Origin of the sequence: Clostridium mediterraneense, from assembly GCF_900091705.1 — a bacterium.
Taxonomy (GTDB): domain Bacteria; phylum Bacillota; class Clostridia; order Clostridiales; family Clostridiaceae; genus Sarcina; species Sarcina mediterraneense.
In genome coordinates, this window is the sequence record NZ_LT594785.1 from 915,753 (window position 1) to 930,727 (window position 14,975).

A 14,975-nucleotide genomic window follows, 5' to 3' on the forward strand; every position below is an offset into this window, starting at 1 on the left:
TAATTTTAGAAGAATAAGGGGGAGTTTGATGTTAATTAATAATGAGGAAGGACTATTTAAATTAGCTAGGGAGGAAGGAAAAGTATCAGGAAAGATATTTTTAATTCTTTCGCCTATAATTACTACCATTTTAGCAGAACTTATAACTACAGTTATATTTACTATAATTTTTATATTAGTTCCAGGGGGAAGTAAAGTTGTAATAGATAATCTAGGAGTTAACTTAGCTATAAATACTGGAATTGTAATATTTACTTATTTTTTAATTTTAAAATTTAAAGAAAAAAGAAAATTATCAAGTATAGGACTTAAGCTAAATAAAAGGCTTATACCAGATTATTTAAAAGGATTTATATTTGGAATATTTATGATAGCGATAGTTGCACTTGGGATTTGCTTATTTGGTGGAGGAAAAATTTTAGTTAATACTTCTTTTAAACTAAGTAATTTACCTGTATTTTTAATGTTAATAGTAGGATGGATGATTCAAGGAGCTTCAGAGGAGGTAATGATGAGAGGGTATATGCTTCAGGGACTTGGGGTTAAGATAAATCCAACTGTAGCAATTGTTATATCATCTGTTTTCTTTTCTGCCTTGCATTTATTGAATAATGGAATAAATACTTTATCTTTAATAAATTTAAGTTTATTTGGAGCTTTTGCAGCCTTTTATGCTATTAAGGAAGAAAGTATTTGGGGAATATGTGCTCTTCATTCAGCTTGGAATTTTGCTCAAGGGAATATATTTGGATTTTTAGTTAGTGGAATTGAAACAGGGGATAGTTTGTTTATTATTAAATTACAAAATGATAATTTAGTTAATGGAGGTAGTTTTGGTCCAGAGGGAGGAGTTATAACTACTTTAGTTTTAAGTATAGGTATTGCTATACTTTTATATTTAATAAAGAATAAGAATAAAAATAGAGAATTAAATTCAATAAAATAGACATACTAATGCTGATAACAAGATAGGAGTGATTGAGTTTGAAGCAAATAGTAATGATTATGAGTTTAATTATGATGAATTTTAGTCCAGTTGCTAATGTAGATAAGAAAGTTGAGTTTGACTGTCCTATTTTTATGGGAACTGTTGAATCGGTTGAAGTAAATAAAGATACCGGAAAACCTGAAAGAGTATTAGTTGATGGATATATTAGAACAACAACTGTTTATAAAACACAAGTAATGGCTATAATATCAGATGATACTAAATTAGTTTTTAATAAAGATGAAAAAAACAAAGATGGAGCTATTCAAAAAGGTGATACTGTTTATGTAGTTTTCTCTCCTGCAATGACATTTTCTATACCACCTCAATCAGTTGCAAAGAAGATGGAGGTTTATTCTAAGGAAAAATATAAAAAAATGAAAAATGAAGAGAAAAAAATATTTGAATTTAAGAAAAAAGAGGTTATAAATTCGGATAAGATATAGTTTTTATAAGCAATAGTTAGGAATTTTATAAATTTCTCATTATTGCTTATATTCACATATTTATAAAAATAATTACTTAATTTTAATAAATTTAAATGTAATTATAATTAAAATTTTTAAAATATATCTTTTCTTATAGGCTATTTAATATTTTAATTTATTTATTATTATATAGAGTAAAATTAAGTAAATATAAGTTATGTTTACATAGACAGTATAAATAGTTAAAAAAGCTTCAGATTATGGGAAAATTAAAGATTAACTTTTAATCTTAAAAAGTAGTATAATCAAATAATATGAACTAATTGTTAAAAGGATTAATAATTTAGAAAAAAGTTTAATAGAAAAAACACAAGAGGTGACTAAGATGGCAATGGATAAGGTATTAGTAAAAACATTTACTAAAAACTTAAGTGATCAAACTTTCACTTTAAGATTTTGGGACGGAGAAGAAGTTAAAGTTGGAGAAGGTGAATCAAAGTTTAATTTAGTTATAAATAAATTCCCTTCAAAGAAAGATTTATTAGCAGATGCTAGTTTAGCTTTAGGTGAAGCTTATATGGACGGAGATATTGATATTGAAGGAAATATACAAGAAGCAATCGAAAGTATGATGAGAAACAAGAATAGTTTCTTCAATAAGAGTACTCTTTTAAAAATAGTTGGAAAGCTTAAGCCAACATCAAAAGTAAAAGCTAAAGAAGATATAGCAAGTCACTATGATATAGGAAATGATTTCTATAGCTTATGGCTTGATGAAACAATGAGTTATTCATGTGGATATTTCAAAACAGAAAATGATACTTTATATGAAGCTCAAATGAATAAGATTCATCACATATTAAAGAAATTAAACTTAAAGGAAGGTCAATCACTTCTTGATATCGGATGTGGATGGGGTTATTTATTAATAGAAGCAGCTAAACTTTACAAAGTTAAAGGTTTAGGAATAACTCTTAGTGAAGAACAATATAAAAAAGCTAATGAAAGAATTAAAGAAGAAGGTTTAGATCATTTAATAGAAGTTAAATTAATGGACTATAGAGATTTAGAAAAGAGCGGACTTCAATTTGATAGAATAGTTAGTGTTGGTATGGCTGAACATATAGGAGCTGCAAATATTCCTTTATACTACAAGAATGTTGATGCAGTTCTTAAACAAGGTGGATTATTCTTACTTCACAACATAACAAACTTATTAGAAACACAAGGTAACAAGTGGATTACAACTTACATATTCCCAGGTGGATATGTTCCAACACTTAGAGAAGAATTATCAATAGCTGCTGAACATGGATTCATGACAATTGATGTTGAAAGCTTAAGACTTCACTACATGAAGACATTAATGTGTTGGGTTGAAGGTTTCGAAGCAAATATGGATAAGATAGAAACAATGTTTGATCAAAGATTCATCAGAATGTGGAGAATGTACTTAAATTCATGTGCAGCTGGATTCCATCACTGGGGAATAGATATTCACCAAACATTATACTCAAAGGGAATCAACAATGATTTACCAATGACAAGAAAATATATGTACGAAGACTAATTTGAATAATATATTTTTTAAAGAGATATAGCTTAAGGGTTATATCTCTTTTTGTATTAAAATTTATTTTTATATTTTGTAGTATAATTAATTCAAGATATTAGTAGTGTGGAGGAAATGCTTTGAAGAAAGAAATTTTTCAGAATGGAGTAAGATTTTTATATAAATATAGAGAGGGCGAAACAAGCTCATTTTGTATAGCTTTAGAGGCAGGGGCAAATAGAGAAAATGATAAAAATAGGGGAGTTGCTCATGCCTTAGAGCATATGGTTTTTAAAGGAACAAATAGATATGATGAAGATGAGATAAATAGAAAATTAGATGAGTTATTTGCTTTTAATAATGCTATGACTAATTTTCCTTATGTTATTTATTATGGAGTTAGTCTAAGTGAAGATTTTAGAGAGGGCTTTGATTTATATAGTAATATAGTTTTAAATCCTAGCTTTAATCATGAAGGGTTTAATGAAGAAATTTCCGTTATAAAGGAAGAGTCAAGAGAATGGAAGGAAGATTTAGAACAATATTGTGAGGATTTACTTTTAGAAAATGCTTTTCCAAAAGAAAGAATTTCAGAAATTATAATAGCTAAGGAAGAAAGTATATCTAAAATAACTTTAGAGCAAATAAAGCAATTTTATAATAAATTCTACGTTAGTGAAAATATTGTTATATCTGTGATAAGTTCATTATCTTATGAAGAAGTTAGAGAAATTGTGTATAAAAATTTTGGAGAATTAGAAAAGAAAGAAGTTAATAATTTAGATTTTGATAGAAAAGAAATAAAAAATGGTACTTATATAAAGAATCAGAATTTAGGAGATACTTGTAAGATTCAGTTAGCTTTTGATATATCCTCTCTAAGTATAGAAGAAATAACTAGACTAAGAATATTTAATATGTTTCTAGGGGAAGGTGTGAGTTCGCTTTTATATGATGAAATAAGAACTAAAAAAGGTCTTGCTTATGAGGTGTATAGTGAAGTTAAATGGGAAAAAGGAATAAGAATTTTTAAGATTATAGTAAATACATCAAAGAAAAATAGAGAACTTGTAATAAATAGTATCAATGATATATTAAAGAAGATTAAGTCTATATCCAAGATTTTAGATCAAAAAATGATAAATACTTTAATAAAAAGATATAAATTAAAGTTATCTTTAGATATAGAAAGAGCTATAGTTGCTGCTAATAGAACTGCTATTTATGAAATATTGTATAATAGATATAATATTCTTTTTGAAGAATTAAAGTTTGATCAGATTATAACTGTAAATGATATAGAAGCTTTAATAGATAAGGTATTTAAAGATAAGGTCTTAATGATATTACAATAATAAAGGAGGAATTATGAGAAAAGAGAATTGGTTTTTAAAAAGAGAGGGAACTAATAAAGATAAGGTTAAAGAATTTATGACTGAGCTTTCAATAGATGAGTTAACAGCAAAAATTCTTTTAAATAGAGAAATAGAAACTGTTGAAGAAGCAAAAAAATTTTTAAATGGTGATATAGAAGATTTTTTAAATCCTTTAGATATGAAGGATATGAAAAAAGCTGTTATTAGAATGAAAAATGCCATAGAAAAGGGAGAAAAAATAACTATTTATGGTGATTATGACGTATAGTAACCTTTAATTATGTCTAATTAAAGGTTGCTATAGATAAAGCAACGCGTTATATTTATATAAATAATATATTAAAGATTAAAGTTAATTTAGTAATTAATTTTAATCTTATTTTATTTATAAGGAGTAACTATGGATGTAAAAGAAGTAATCAAGGGAAGTAAGAGTAAATATGAGATTAGTATTATAGCAGATGGGAAAAGAAATGTTATAAGAACAGTAGAGGTAGAATCTCAACTAGTAGACTATAATAATGAAAAGTATATATTGGTATATGATTCTAATAGGAAGGTTATAAGAGATGCTTATAAATACATTATTAACGAGTTAAAAGAGAGTTCGATTAATACTAGAACATTGACAGCAACTGCCTTAGTCAAGTTATATTCATTTTTGGAAGTATACGATTTCAAAATAAATAATTTAGAAAAAGATGAAATGAACATATTGAAAAAGTTTCTATATGGAACATCTAAGAAGGGAGTAGTTATAGATACTGACTTGATTAAAAAGAGAAAAGCGAAAACAATTAATAAATACATAAGTATTTATAGAGGATATTTTAAGTATATTGGAGTAGATTGCAAATATATAAATGAAAAAATTAAAAGTAGTAAGAGTTCAGAGGGGAATAGTTTTGAAAAAATAGGAGATTGTTATAAAATAAGTGAGCGTATTATAAAAGTCAAAAAAGTACCTAAATATATATCAGAACAACAATATGATAGGATATTAAAATGTATTAAAAAAGATTATGGAATAAGAGAAGAAATATTGGTTAGATTAATGTACCAAAAGGGATTAAGAATAGGTGAAGCACTAGGATTAACAATAGAGGATATAAAAGATGACTGCATTATAATAAGAAATAGAATAAGTGATAGTGAAGATCAACATGCAAAATGTCTTTATAAACCTGTAAACAAAGATGAGTATATAGGGGAGAAGTATCTAAGTTTAGATTTTGGGTTTAACATAATAAAAATTGATAGTAGATTGCATGATTTATTAGAACAATATATTTATATGTATCATGAAAAAATGAATAAAAGAAAAAGAAAGAATTATAAGGATTATTGTAAGGCTGATAAAGTTGAAGGAAATACATTTCTTGAGGGTGATAATTATTACTTATTTATATGAGGGTGATAATTATTACTTATTTATAAATAGGTATGCTAGACCATTAAGGAGGACTAATTGGAATAAATATTTAAAGAATATATATTCAAAATGTAATATTAAAATTGATAAAGAGAAAAAATCTAAGTCGTTAAATCATAGATTAAGGCATGGATGTGCAATGAAGGCGCTTAAAAATGGAAATACTGTTCAGGACTTAATGGGAATATTAAGACATTCGTCACTAGCAAGTGTAATGATATACATAAATCCTAATGATGAAGATGAATATGATGCAAACGAAGATATATGGGATAATAGGGGGATAAAAATAGAAGATGTTGACTAATGAAGTTGGAATTATAATAAAAGAATTTTTAGAGGTCAATGATGTTGATGAAAAATATGCTAGAAATATTGTTGATATTTTTAAGAGTTACAAAAGAGAAGATTTAAATTGGAAAGAACTATGTATTATACTTGATAAAAATAAAGGAATGGGAAAATATATATTGCAAAGTTTTGAATTTTTATATAAAAGTAACGTTATTAAAGATAATTATTCAGATTTTATAAAAAATAATATAGAGATATTGAGGAACTATTCAACCAAAGTATCGATAAAAAAATATTACTTTTTAGAATCTAATCCTAGGAATATATACTCATGCAATGTAGGTAAAAAAGGGGATCAGTTTATTTACATTGAAATGAAAAATCAAGTTATCAATGATATTATGCATAAATTTATAGTGTATTTAAGAGAACAGAAGGTTGTTATAAGTAGAATTATAAAGTTTATAGAGTATTTTGAGGAGAGTTTAGGAGAAATTAATAATGACATTACAGGTATATTAGATTTTAATATTGATACATTAGATAGACAAATTAAATTTTTTAAGAATAATGACTATAGGCATCAGATTACTTGTTTGAGGTGGTTTTATTTATATGTTATTAATAATTATGATCAAAATGCCAAAGAATTTTTTGATATAAAAAGAGGAATAGATAGAAATTATTTCATGAAAAATAATTTCTTTGATTTATATATAAAGGGGCATAGAGTAGTATTCTTAAATTCAATAGACACTGTTTCGGAGTATGATAAATGGATAGTGGCAGATAATGATGTTAGGGAAAAGGCAACATTGGAGAATGAGAATACATATTTTCCAATAGATTTTACACGTATTGCATCAGTTGAATTAAGGGAATTGGTAAAGGAATGGTGTTGGAAACGCCAAGTAGTTTTGAAAACAATTAATGATAGTAGCAATAAAATAATAAAATATATTGAATTTTGTGATGAACTTGAAAACAAATATACTAATATTAATATAAGATCTATTAATGAGATTGAAAGATATTTTTCTTGTGAATATATATTAGAATTCACAAATCAAGCCGAAGGAAAAGGGATGGCTCATAATACTATAAATGGATATAAAATGGCGATTAGATCCTTTATTGATTTCATAATAGGTAAAGGAATAAACATATCTCCATTTATAGATAGATATCTATATTGTCAAAAAGTAAAAAACAATAATAGAGAGAAAATAGATGATTCGGCATTAGATAAAATATTTGTAACTATAAAGAATATGATAGAAGATGGAACTGTTTATGAAAAACTAATAGGGATAATAATACATCTACAATTAAATACATCATTAAGGAGATCTTCTATACTATCCTTAGAGACAGACTGTATAAAGGATACTATAAAAGATGGAGAATATTATATTGAAGGAAAGGATATTACATCTGTTAGCAGTAAAAGTAAGGTTTCTAATGGGGGAGTCATAGAAGTTAATCCCTCAAAGTATGTTATTAATTTAATAAAATATGCTATAAAAATAACTAATGAGATTAGAGTCAATTGTGATGATGAAATGGCTAAAAAAATATTTATAAAAGAAAAAAACAGGCTAAATGCAATGGGATGTATATCAGAGGATGAGGTATATAGAAAATTTAAAGATATCTTAGTTAATAATGGTATTGATAAGCATAAATATACTTCTAATAATTGTAGAAATACCTTTATGACTAAGATAGTAAGTTATTATAGAGAAAAAGGGGACTTTTTTAAGGCTATAGTAGCAACAGGTCATAAGGATATAAAAACTACATTAAACTATGTTGATGATGATGTAGAGGAATATTTAGAGGCTATGTATAAGGTATGTATAGGGGATATAAAACTTCTAGGTCAAATAGTTAATGAATATGAGATTAATAAGAATGAACAACGACTAGTTTTAGATGGATGTGGATATTGTGGTAATGAATTTCATAAAACTGATAGAATAGCATGTTTAATATGTCGAGATTTTAAGGTTACTATTGATAGAGAAAAATATTTTATAAATGCTATTAAAAAAATTGATAGAGATATAATGGAAGAAAAGATAATGCATGAGAAAGAACATTTAGTAATTATAAAGAGACTTTTAGTCGCATATCTAGGAGCAATAATTTCATATAAAGAGGGGGGAAAAAATGGGAAAGAATAAAGAAGATTTAACCTTACAAAGAATGCCAGAAAGAAAATTTATAATTGATAATTATGATGTTTATACGTTTAAATATAAAAGTCAAGAAATAAGGATATCGGATGATATATGGGAGTTGCAAGATATCAAGACAGATTCAGGAGCCTGTTTAAAGTGTAATTTTAGTAAGTTTGGAGAAGAGACTAAGAAAATTTGTAAAATAATATTAATGGATAGGATAATTAGCAATTCAAGAGTAGCAACTATAAAAAAAGATATGGATACTTATAGAAATATAAGTAGATTTCTTGAAGATAGAAATATAGTATCTTGTGATTTGATAACTAAATCAGATTTAGATGCATATATAGAATATCTTAACTCAGATATAAAAACAGAGAATGAAAGAGTAAAAAGGAAAAGAAGTTTAAAGAAATTATTGGTATATATATCTAATTCGTATCGTGTTGATTATTCTATTTATTATGATTTATTAGAAAAGTCTGATACAAAACTTATGAAATGTCAAATTAAAAATAATAAAAAGCCTAAAGTTCCCAAAGAAGTGTTTTTAAGAACAATTGAATTAAGTATGAAAAATTTAGAGGATAATACATTAACAAAGGAAGAAAAACTTTTATCAGCATTAGTATTGTTCATTACACAAACAGGGATGAGGCAAAAGGATATAATTTATCTAGAAAAGGATAGAAAGAACACTAAGGTTATTAACGGCATTAATGAGAGTGTAGCATATTTACATCATAGAACATTTAAGTCTGAGAAGGGTAAAGCGGCTAATAAAGATGGGCGATGGGTATATACTTATTTGACTGATAGAGCAGAAAAAGCATATGATACGCTAGTAAAATTGGTGGAAGATAATAAAAGTCAGTATATATTTTCTAATGGTAAAGGAGGAGTCATTGTAACTAATACAGTAGAAAATTGGGTAAAGAAATTTCATATAAGATTTGCAAATAAACTGGGTATATACAACAAAGAGTTTGATGATATTGGTATGACCACTTTAGATGAATTGGTACGCTTAAAACATGCTAGTAATGAAGTTGTGGTAAAAAATGATTGGGTAAGTCATGGGAGTAGTGATTTTATTTCAATACCAACTATATGCCAATTTAGAGTATCTGTTTGTAATGAACTTTTTGAACAAGGAGTCAATATATATTGGATTATGAAACATATGCAGCATTTAACAGGAGAAATGACTATGTATTATGCAAGAGAAAAGGATGAGGAAAGAGCATTTGCTAAAAGAGTTGTAAAGGCGATATTAAAAGATGAATACACCCTTATAGGGGAAAATGGTGAAGAACTTACAAGAAAAATAAAAGAGTTTTTGGAAAAAGGAAATATTGAAGTAGCGAAAAACTTAGATGAAATAATTGAAGAAATAGTTGATGAAGTACCTATAAGAGAAAAGAAATATGGATTTTGTATAAAAAGTGCATTTGGTAAGAAATGCAAATATAACGAATTTTCATGTGCATTTGAAGAATGTCCTAATTATTTTACTAGTTTTTTATTTGTAGACATATCTTATGAAAGATATAAAGATTTCCTAAAAATAATAGAGTATAACTTAGAAAATGAATTTACTAATCAGGGTGAGTTAGAAAAGGCTAAAATGATTAAATTTATTAGCAAAACATTAATTCCAGAGTTAAATCAGTTAAAGGATAAAATAAATCAAAAAGGTATTGAGTATATGTTAAGTGAGTATAAAGAGTTGGAAGATCTAATATTAAATGTTGACTCTATTATTATGGAGGTTGAGAAATGCTTATAGAAGAAAAGGTTAATGAGGTTTTATTAAATAATTATTCAGTAAAATTAGATGAAGTTAAGGAAAATGTGAAAAAATATTTAATAGATATTGAAAAATATATATCAGAAGTAGAAAATAAATTATTATTTTTAAATAATGAATATATTGAGTTAAAATTAACTAAGAGCAAAATAGTAAATGAAATTAAGATTGCTAGACAAACATATTATAATAATAAGCCTTTACTTGAAAAGTATATGGATATCAGAATTGAGGAATTAGAGAAAATAAATTTATTAAATAAATATAAAGAAATAAAGGATAATATATCAGAGTTAAATGAAAAGTTATACAAGGCTAGTATTAGAGATGTTAGAGAGCAAAAGTTAATGGATAAAATTGAAGCAAAAGATAATGATATAAGGAAATTATTAGATATAAATAAACAATTAGAGAAAAGAATAGATATACTTAATAAAGAAAATAAAAAATATAAAATGAATAATAGAAATAATGTTGTAAACTTTCCAGAAAAAAATTAAAAAGTAAAGTATACAATAAAGATTAGATTAATGGGGAGGATGGATATGGAAAAATGGATGGTAAAGAATATAAAAAGTAATTATAAGGTTATATCAGAACAATGTAGTATAGATGAAGTTGTAGCAAAATTATTGGTTAATAGGGGAGTATATAAGCCAGAAGATATAAGAAAGTTTTTAAAGGCAGATATTAGTGATTTACATGAAGCCTCTAAAATGAAGGATTTAATGAAAGCAGTTCTAAGAATAAATTACCACATCAAAGAAAAAAACAAAATATTAATTGTAGGTGATTATGACGTGGACGGAGTCATGAGTTCATTCATGTTGTATAAGGCATTAAGTAGATGTGGGGCTAATGTTTCATATCATATTCCAGATAGGATAAAAGAAGGCTATGGAATTAATGAGAGTATTATTCGTAAGGCTTATGATGAAAAAATAGATATTATAATTACTTGTGATAATGGTATTGCAGCAATAGACCAAGTTAAGTTGGCAAATGAATTAGGGATAGAAGTTATAATAACAGATCACCATGATATACCCTTTGTTGAAGAAAATGGAGAAAGAAGATATGTAACACCAGATGCATTAGCAGTTATCAATCCTAAACAAGATGATTGTGAATATGAGTTCAAAGGATTATGTGGTGCAGGTGTAGCCTATAAATTTATAGAAGAATTATATAAACTTAATAATATTAGCAGAGATGAAGCAATTGATTTGCTACAATATGTTGCAATAGCAACGGTTTGTGATGTTGTAGATTTAGTTGATGAAAATAGAATAATAGTTACAAAAGGTTTGAAGTTGTTAAATAATACAGATAATGTAGGATTAAATGCATTATATGAAGAGACTGGTATAAAGGATAAGACAATTACTGTATATACTCTGGGATTTGTTATAGGACCAAGTATAAATGCCTCAGGACGTCTTGAACAAGCGTTTTGGGCATTAGAACTATTATTAAGTAATGATGTTAATAGAGCAAAAGAATTAGCATGTAAATTAAATGATTTAAATAAGGAAAGACAAGATTTAACTAAAGAAGGTGTAGATAAGGCTATTCATATAATCGAAGAAAATAAAATGCAAGATAATAAAGTCATAGTAGTATATTTAGATGATATTCATGAAAGTATAGCAGGAATAATAGCAGGAAGGATAAGAGAAAAGTATAATCTACCTACAATTATCCTTACAAAGGCTCATGATGGCGCTAAAGGATCTGGAAGATCAATAGAGGAATATAACATGTTTGAAGAGTTATTAAAGTGTAAGGACCTATTAGGTAAGTTTGGAGGGCATCCTATGGCTGCAGGTATGTCAATACCGATTGAGAATATAGATGCTTTTAGGGAAAGATTAAATGAGGTTACTACATTAACAGAAGAAGACATTATGGTGAAAGTACAAATAGATATGGGATTATCATTAAATAAAATAAATTATAAGTTAATAGATCAAATATCATTATTAGAACCATATGGAAAAGCAAATCCAAAACCTACTTTTGGAATGAAAAAGTTAAAATTATTAGATGCAAAGATACTAGGTAAAAATAGGAATGTGCTTAAACTCAAGTTAAGTGATGGAGATTTGATTATTGAAGGAATATATTTTGGGGATATTGAAGGATTTGAAGAAACTATGAAGTGGGAAGTTGGAGAATATGAATATAGTTTAGTTCTTAATGGAAAACCTAATCACGTATATTTAGATATAATTTGTTTTCCTGAGATTAATGAATATATGGGAAATAAAAAAGTTCAATTAGTTATAAGTAATTATAGGGTTTCACAATAATTTATTCAAGAGGGGATTGTATTTGATGCAAACAACAACTTTAGAATTATTTAATAGTATTGTTAAATCAACTGAAGAAGAATCTTTACAACAATATGTTTTAAAAGATATGCTACAAAATTATACGATTGACAGTAAAAAGCCATTAGAGATAAGTGGATTTTATACTATTATAAGAAAAGATAACAAAGATGTAAAATTTGAAAATGTAGAACTGTATTATAAAGGACCACTTATATTTACTTATTGCAATCATTCAGGAGAATGGTTTATAAGAGAATTAAATGATTTTAAACAAGTAGAAGAATATATATTAGGAGCGGCAGGATGCTTTAACATGTTTACAGGCATTGTATTGGTTATTTATGATGGAAATATAAGAAAATATGATGTTGTTAAAATATTACCTAATGGGGAGAAAGTTATTTTAGATCCAACAGAAGATGAAGACGCAACTGATGCTATAGTTGAATGGATTTAATAATGGTTATGTTGATGGTACGTAGTATTTTGATTTGTGGGAAATGGAGGGTAAATATGGGCGGTTATTTAGAAAATGACGCTAAAGAAAGAGAAGATATTCTTAAATTAAAAGAACGAATACTTTTAGCAGAAAAAGAAAGAATGAATGGTAAAGGTATGACGATTGAAGAAGTTATAAGGAAGTTGAATAAAGAAAACAATATATAGTTAAGATAGATTAAATTTATAGTTTGATTAATAATAATAAAGAAATCCAGTAAAATTATTTTGAATTTTACTGGATTTTACTTTTTTGTGCAAGAGTGCAAAAAGGGCGCTGACTTAAGCGAAAGACCACGTTACACTTAAGTAGAAACTACAGATTATGATTAGGAGGAGATAAGCATGAATAACAAAATTAAAGAACTCATTAGGGCGTTTGAGGAAGTTGATAGAGAATTTATAGAAGGTATTATTAAAGAAATGCTTAATGAAGGTGAGTTAGAAGTAATAGAAACAGGAGAAGGAACTATAATAACTACATTAAGAAAATTAGATAAAGAAATTCTTAGGTATTTTAAAAGTAATGTAGAATATACAATAGTAGGGGTAGCACATATAATTAAAGATTCAGATGAAATGATAAAAGATTTAGAAGATGTTTTAGAAGAAAAGTCACTAGAATACCTGATAGAGTACTTTAAAAGGCTTATGAACTTGAAGGTATTAACAGTAAATAAAATAGGTTATGAATATGAATCGGTATTACAGGGGATTAAGGTTAAAGAAGAGTTAGATAATAAATATGCTATAAAAGTAGATATTTCAATTGAGGAAAGAGTTTTTGATTTATTGAATATTAATATTTATAAGATTATTAAATAATAAATTTTAAATGTGGAGTGTGGACTATTGAGACTGAAATTAAGAAATTATACATCCATTATATCTGATAAAGAATTAATGGAATGCTTAGAATTATTACCTGAAAAATATAAAGAACTAGATATTTATATAAATATTTTTGGGAGCAATATAGAATATTTAAGATATTTATTAAAAAGATTTAAAATACTTACTTTTATTGCAGAGTGTATTCTTTTTATAGTAAATAAGTTTTTAAGGACATGTATTGATGGATATTATAACATTCAGAGTAAGGAAGTATATATATTATGTGAGAATATGTATAAACTAATAGATTTATGCCTAAATAATATAGAAAAATCTAAAGGATATGAGGAGTATAAGGAGTTTATAACTAAAGATATATTAAAATATTATAGAGAACAATGGATTAAGTATATGATTATAAATATGTTAATTCATGAATTAACTCATGCTATACAGGATAAAGAAAAAAGGTTAAGTAAAAATTGGTTAAAACGATTTTTTACCAAATGGGAAAAAAGAGAGGAAGAAATAGATGCGATGGGAGCAACTATTGAATTTTCTACTAAGTATGAGGACAAGTTCTTAGAGATATTAAATGTAAGAGGCATAACAGCAAATCATTCAGTACAGGAGTTTAAGTATAAATATAATTTGAAAATAAGAAAATAAAATTTAAAGGTTGCTAATTTAGTTTAGCAACCTTTAAATTATTAATAATTAATGATTAGAATAACTTTTTTGTGAATTATAATGTATAATTTAATTAGAATAGATAGTTTAAATATTATGGTGTTTTTAATCTTAATTGGGGGGGATAAAGTGAATAAGAAGAGTTTAAGTGAGACAAGTATCATCACTAAATATATACTTCCTGCTATAACTAATTTAGGATGGAATAAAGAATAGATAGTACAAGGGATCAGTTTTACAGATGGAAAAATAGTAGTAAGAGAGAAAATTGTAATTAGAGGAATTTTGAATAGGTATACGGCATGTAAAGAGATTACAAAGGAGTGGGCAGAAGTAGTAACTTATAATAATTATTATAATAAAGATACTTTTCTACAGAGATACTACGAACATATTGCTATTATAGATAGAATGGATGAGCAATTTTGCTATTTATTAAAGTTTAATTTAGATACAGAAGAAAAAGGTTATATAAGCAATAGAGATATAACCTTGGTTATAATATATTTGTGTGAAATAAGGTATAAAAAGATTTGATAATATAAATATAG

The 14,975-nt window shown here is 26.2% G+C and carries 17 protein-coding genes; all 17 read left to right on the forward strand.

The features are described 5' to 3' along the window. The first annotated feature begins 28 nt into the window (after window positions 1–28). The 17 genes from BN8917_RS06415 (at window position 29) to BN8917_RS06485 (ending at window position 14,961) form a co-directional block, all read left to right on the forward strand. Window positions 29–946 carry a CPBP family intramembrane glutamic endopeptidase gene (locus BN8917_RS06415; protein ID WP_066872124.1) on the forward strand — a complete coding sequence of 306 codons (918 nt, stop codon included), beginning with the start codon at window positions 29–31 and terminating at the stop codon, window positions 944–946. A gap of 38 nt (window positions 947–984) precedes the next feature. Then, window positions 985–1,434 (forward strand): hypothetical protein, encoded by a 450-nt coding sequence (locus BN8917_RS06420; RefSeq protein WP_066872127.1) that lies wholly within the window; start codon window positions 985–987, stop codon window positions 1,432–1,434. A 367-nt stretch (window positions 1,435–1,801) separates the two neighbouring features. Continuing rightward, window positions 1,802–2,986, forward strand: a complete 1,185-nt coding sequence (locus BN8917_RS06425; RefSeq protein WP_066872130.1) for an SAM-dependent methyltransferase — start codon at window positions 1,802–1,804, stop codon at window positions 2,984–2,986. A gap of 122 nt (window positions 2,987–3,108) precedes the next feature. After that, window positions 3,109–4,323 (forward strand): M16 family metallopeptidase, encoded by a 1,215-nt coding sequence (locus BN8917_RS06430; RefSeq protein ID WP_066872133.1) that lies wholly within the window; start codon window positions 3,109–3,111, stop codon window positions 4,321–4,323. Window positions 4,324–4,336: 13 nt separating this feature from the next. After that, window positions 4,337–4,612: a hypothetical protein gene (locus BN8917_RS06435; protein ID WP_066872137.1), complete on the forward strand. Its 276-nt coding sequence runs from the start codon at window positions 4,337–4,339 to the stop codon at window positions 4,610–4,612. A 132-nt stretch (window positions 4,613–4,744) separates the two neighbouring features. Continuing rightward, the gene (locus BN8917_RS06440) at window positions 4,745–5,755 is read left to right on the forward strand and encodes a tyrosine-type recombinase/integrase (RefSeq protein ID WP_066872140.1); all 1,011 of its coding nucleotides are present in this window, start codon (window positions 4,745–4,747) and stop codon (window positions 5,753–5,755) included. Next, the gene (locus tag BN8917_RS06445; protein WP_066872143.1) at window positions 5,730–6,083 is read left to right on the forward strand and encodes a tyrosine-type recombinase/integrase; all 354 of its coding nucleotides are present in this window, start codon (window positions 5,730–5,732) and stop codon (window positions 6,081–6,083) included. The genes BN8917_RS06440 and BN8917_RS06445 overlap by 26 nt, the downstream gene beginning before the upstream one ends. Then, window positions 6,073–8,256, forward strand: a complete 2,184-nt coding sequence (locus BN8917_RS06450) for a tyrosine-type recombinase/integrase (protein WP_066872146.1) — start codon at window positions 6,073–6,075, stop codon at window positions 8,254–8,256. The genes BN8917_RS06445 and BN8917_RS06450 overlap by 11 nt, the downstream gene beginning before the upstream one ends. After that, window positions 8,243–10,045: a hypothetical protein gene (locus BN8917_RS06455; RefSeq protein ID WP_066872149.1), complete on the forward strand. Its 1,803-nt coding sequence runs from the start codon at window positions 8,243–8,245 to the stop codon at window positions 10,043–10,045. The genes BN8917_RS06450 and BN8917_RS06455 overlap by 14 nt, the downstream gene beginning before the upstream one ends. Continuing rightward, window positions 10,036–10,566, forward strand: coding sequence for a hypothetical protein (locus tag BN8917_RS06460; RefSeq protein ID WP_066872152.1), 531 nt, complete (start codon window positions 10,036–10,038; stop codon window positions 10,564–10,566). The genes BN8917_RS06455 and BN8917_RS06460 overlap by 10 nt, the downstream gene beginning before the upstream one ends. A gap of 45 nt (window positions 10,567–10,611) precedes the next feature. Continuing rightward, window positions 10,612–12,378: a single-stranded-DNA-specific exonuclease RecJ gene (recJ, locus tag BN8917_RS06465; RefSeq protein WP_066872156.1), complete on the forward strand. Its 1,767-nt coding sequence runs from the start codon at window positions 10,612–10,614 to the stop codon at window positions 12,376–12,378. 25 nt (window positions 12,379–12,403) lie between these two features. Further along, complete coding sequence (locus BN8917_RS06470; protein WP_066872159.1) at window positions 12,404–12,859, forward strand: hypothetical protein; 456 nt, start codon at window positions 12,404–12,406, stop codon at window positions 12,857–12,859. 56 nt (window positions 12,860–12,915) lie between these two features. After that, a complete protein-coding gene (locus BN8917_RS14355) occupies window positions 12,916–13,068 on the forward strand; it encodes a hypothetical protein (RefSeq protein WP_159426731.1) in 153 nt (50 codons plus the stop codon). Window positions 13,069–13,245: 177 nt separating this feature from the next. After that, a complete protein-coding gene (locus tag BN8917_RS06475; RefSeq protein ID WP_066872162.1) occupies window positions 13,246–13,725 on the forward strand; it encodes a hypothetical protein in 480 nt (159 codons plus the stop codon). Window positions 13,726–13,752: 27 nt separating this feature from the next. Continuing rightward, complete coding sequence (locus tag BN8917_RS06480) at window positions 13,753–14,403, forward strand: hypothetical protein (protein WP_066872164.1); 651 nt, start codon at window positions 13,753–13,755, stop codon at window positions 14,401–14,403. A gap of 81 nt (window positions 14,404–14,484) precedes the next feature. Beyond that, window positions 14,485–14,640 (forward strand): hypothetical protein, encoded by a 156-nt coding sequence (locus tag BN8917_RS14560; RefSeq protein WP_207644763.1) that lies wholly within the window; start codon window positions 14,485–14,487, stop codon window positions 14,638–14,640. A gap of 69 nt (window positions 14,641–14,709) precedes the next feature. After that, window positions 14,710–14,961: a hypothetical protein gene (locus tag BN8917_RS06485; RefSeq protein WP_066872166.1), complete on the forward strand. Its 252-nt coding sequence runs from the start codon at window positions 14,710–14,712 to the stop codon at window positions 14,959–14,961. Window positions 14,962–14,975 lie beyond the last annotated feature (14 nt).

Coding starts and splice junctions, on each gene's coding strand:
- BN8917_RS06460 (WP_066872152.1), top strand. CDS start 10,036: ATGCTTATAGAAGAAAAGGTTAATGAGGTTTTATTAAATAATTATTCA.
- recJ (WP_066872156.1), top strand. CDS start 10,612: ATGGAAAAATGGATGGTAAAGAATATAAAAAGTAATTATAAGGTTATA.
- BN8917_RS06470 (WP_066872159.1), top strand. CDS start 12,404: ATGCAAACAACAACTTTAGAATTATTTAATAGTATTGTTAAATCAACT.
- BN8917_RS06440 (WP_066872140.1), top strand. CDS start 4,745: ATGGATGTAAAAGAAGTAATCAAGGGAAGTAAGAGTAAATATGAGATT.
- BN8917_RS06415 (WP_066872124.1), top strand. CDS start 29: ATGTTAATTAATAATGAGGAAGGACTATTTAAATTAGCTAGGGAGGAA.
- BN8917_RS06455 (WP_066872149.1), top strand. CDS start 8,243: ATGGGAAAGAATAAAGAAGATTTAACCTTACAAAGAATGCCAGAAAGA.
- BN8917_RS06475 (WP_066872162.1), top strand. CDS start 13,246: ATGAATAACAAAATTAAAGAACTCATTAGGGCGTTTGAGGAAGTTGAT.
- BN8917_RS14355 (WP_159426731.1), top strand. CDS start 12,916: ATGGGCGGTTATTTAGAAAATGACGCTAAAGAAAGAGAAGATATTCTT.
- BN8917_RS14560 (WP_207644763.1), top strand. CDS start 14,485: ATGTATAATTTAATTAGAATAGATAGTTTAAATATTATGGTGTTTTTA.
- BN8917_RS06435 (WP_066872137.1), top strand. CDS start 4,337: ATGAGAAAAGAGAATTGGTTTTTAAAAAGAGAGGGAACTAATAAAGAT.
- BN8917_RS06450 (WP_066872146.1), top strand. CDS start 6,073: ATGTTGACTAATGAAGTTGGAATTATAATAAAAGAATTTTTAGAGGTC.
- BN8917_RS06425 (WP_066872130.1), top strand. CDS start 1,802: ATGGCAATGGATAAGGTATTAGTAAAAACATTTACTAAAAACTTAAGT.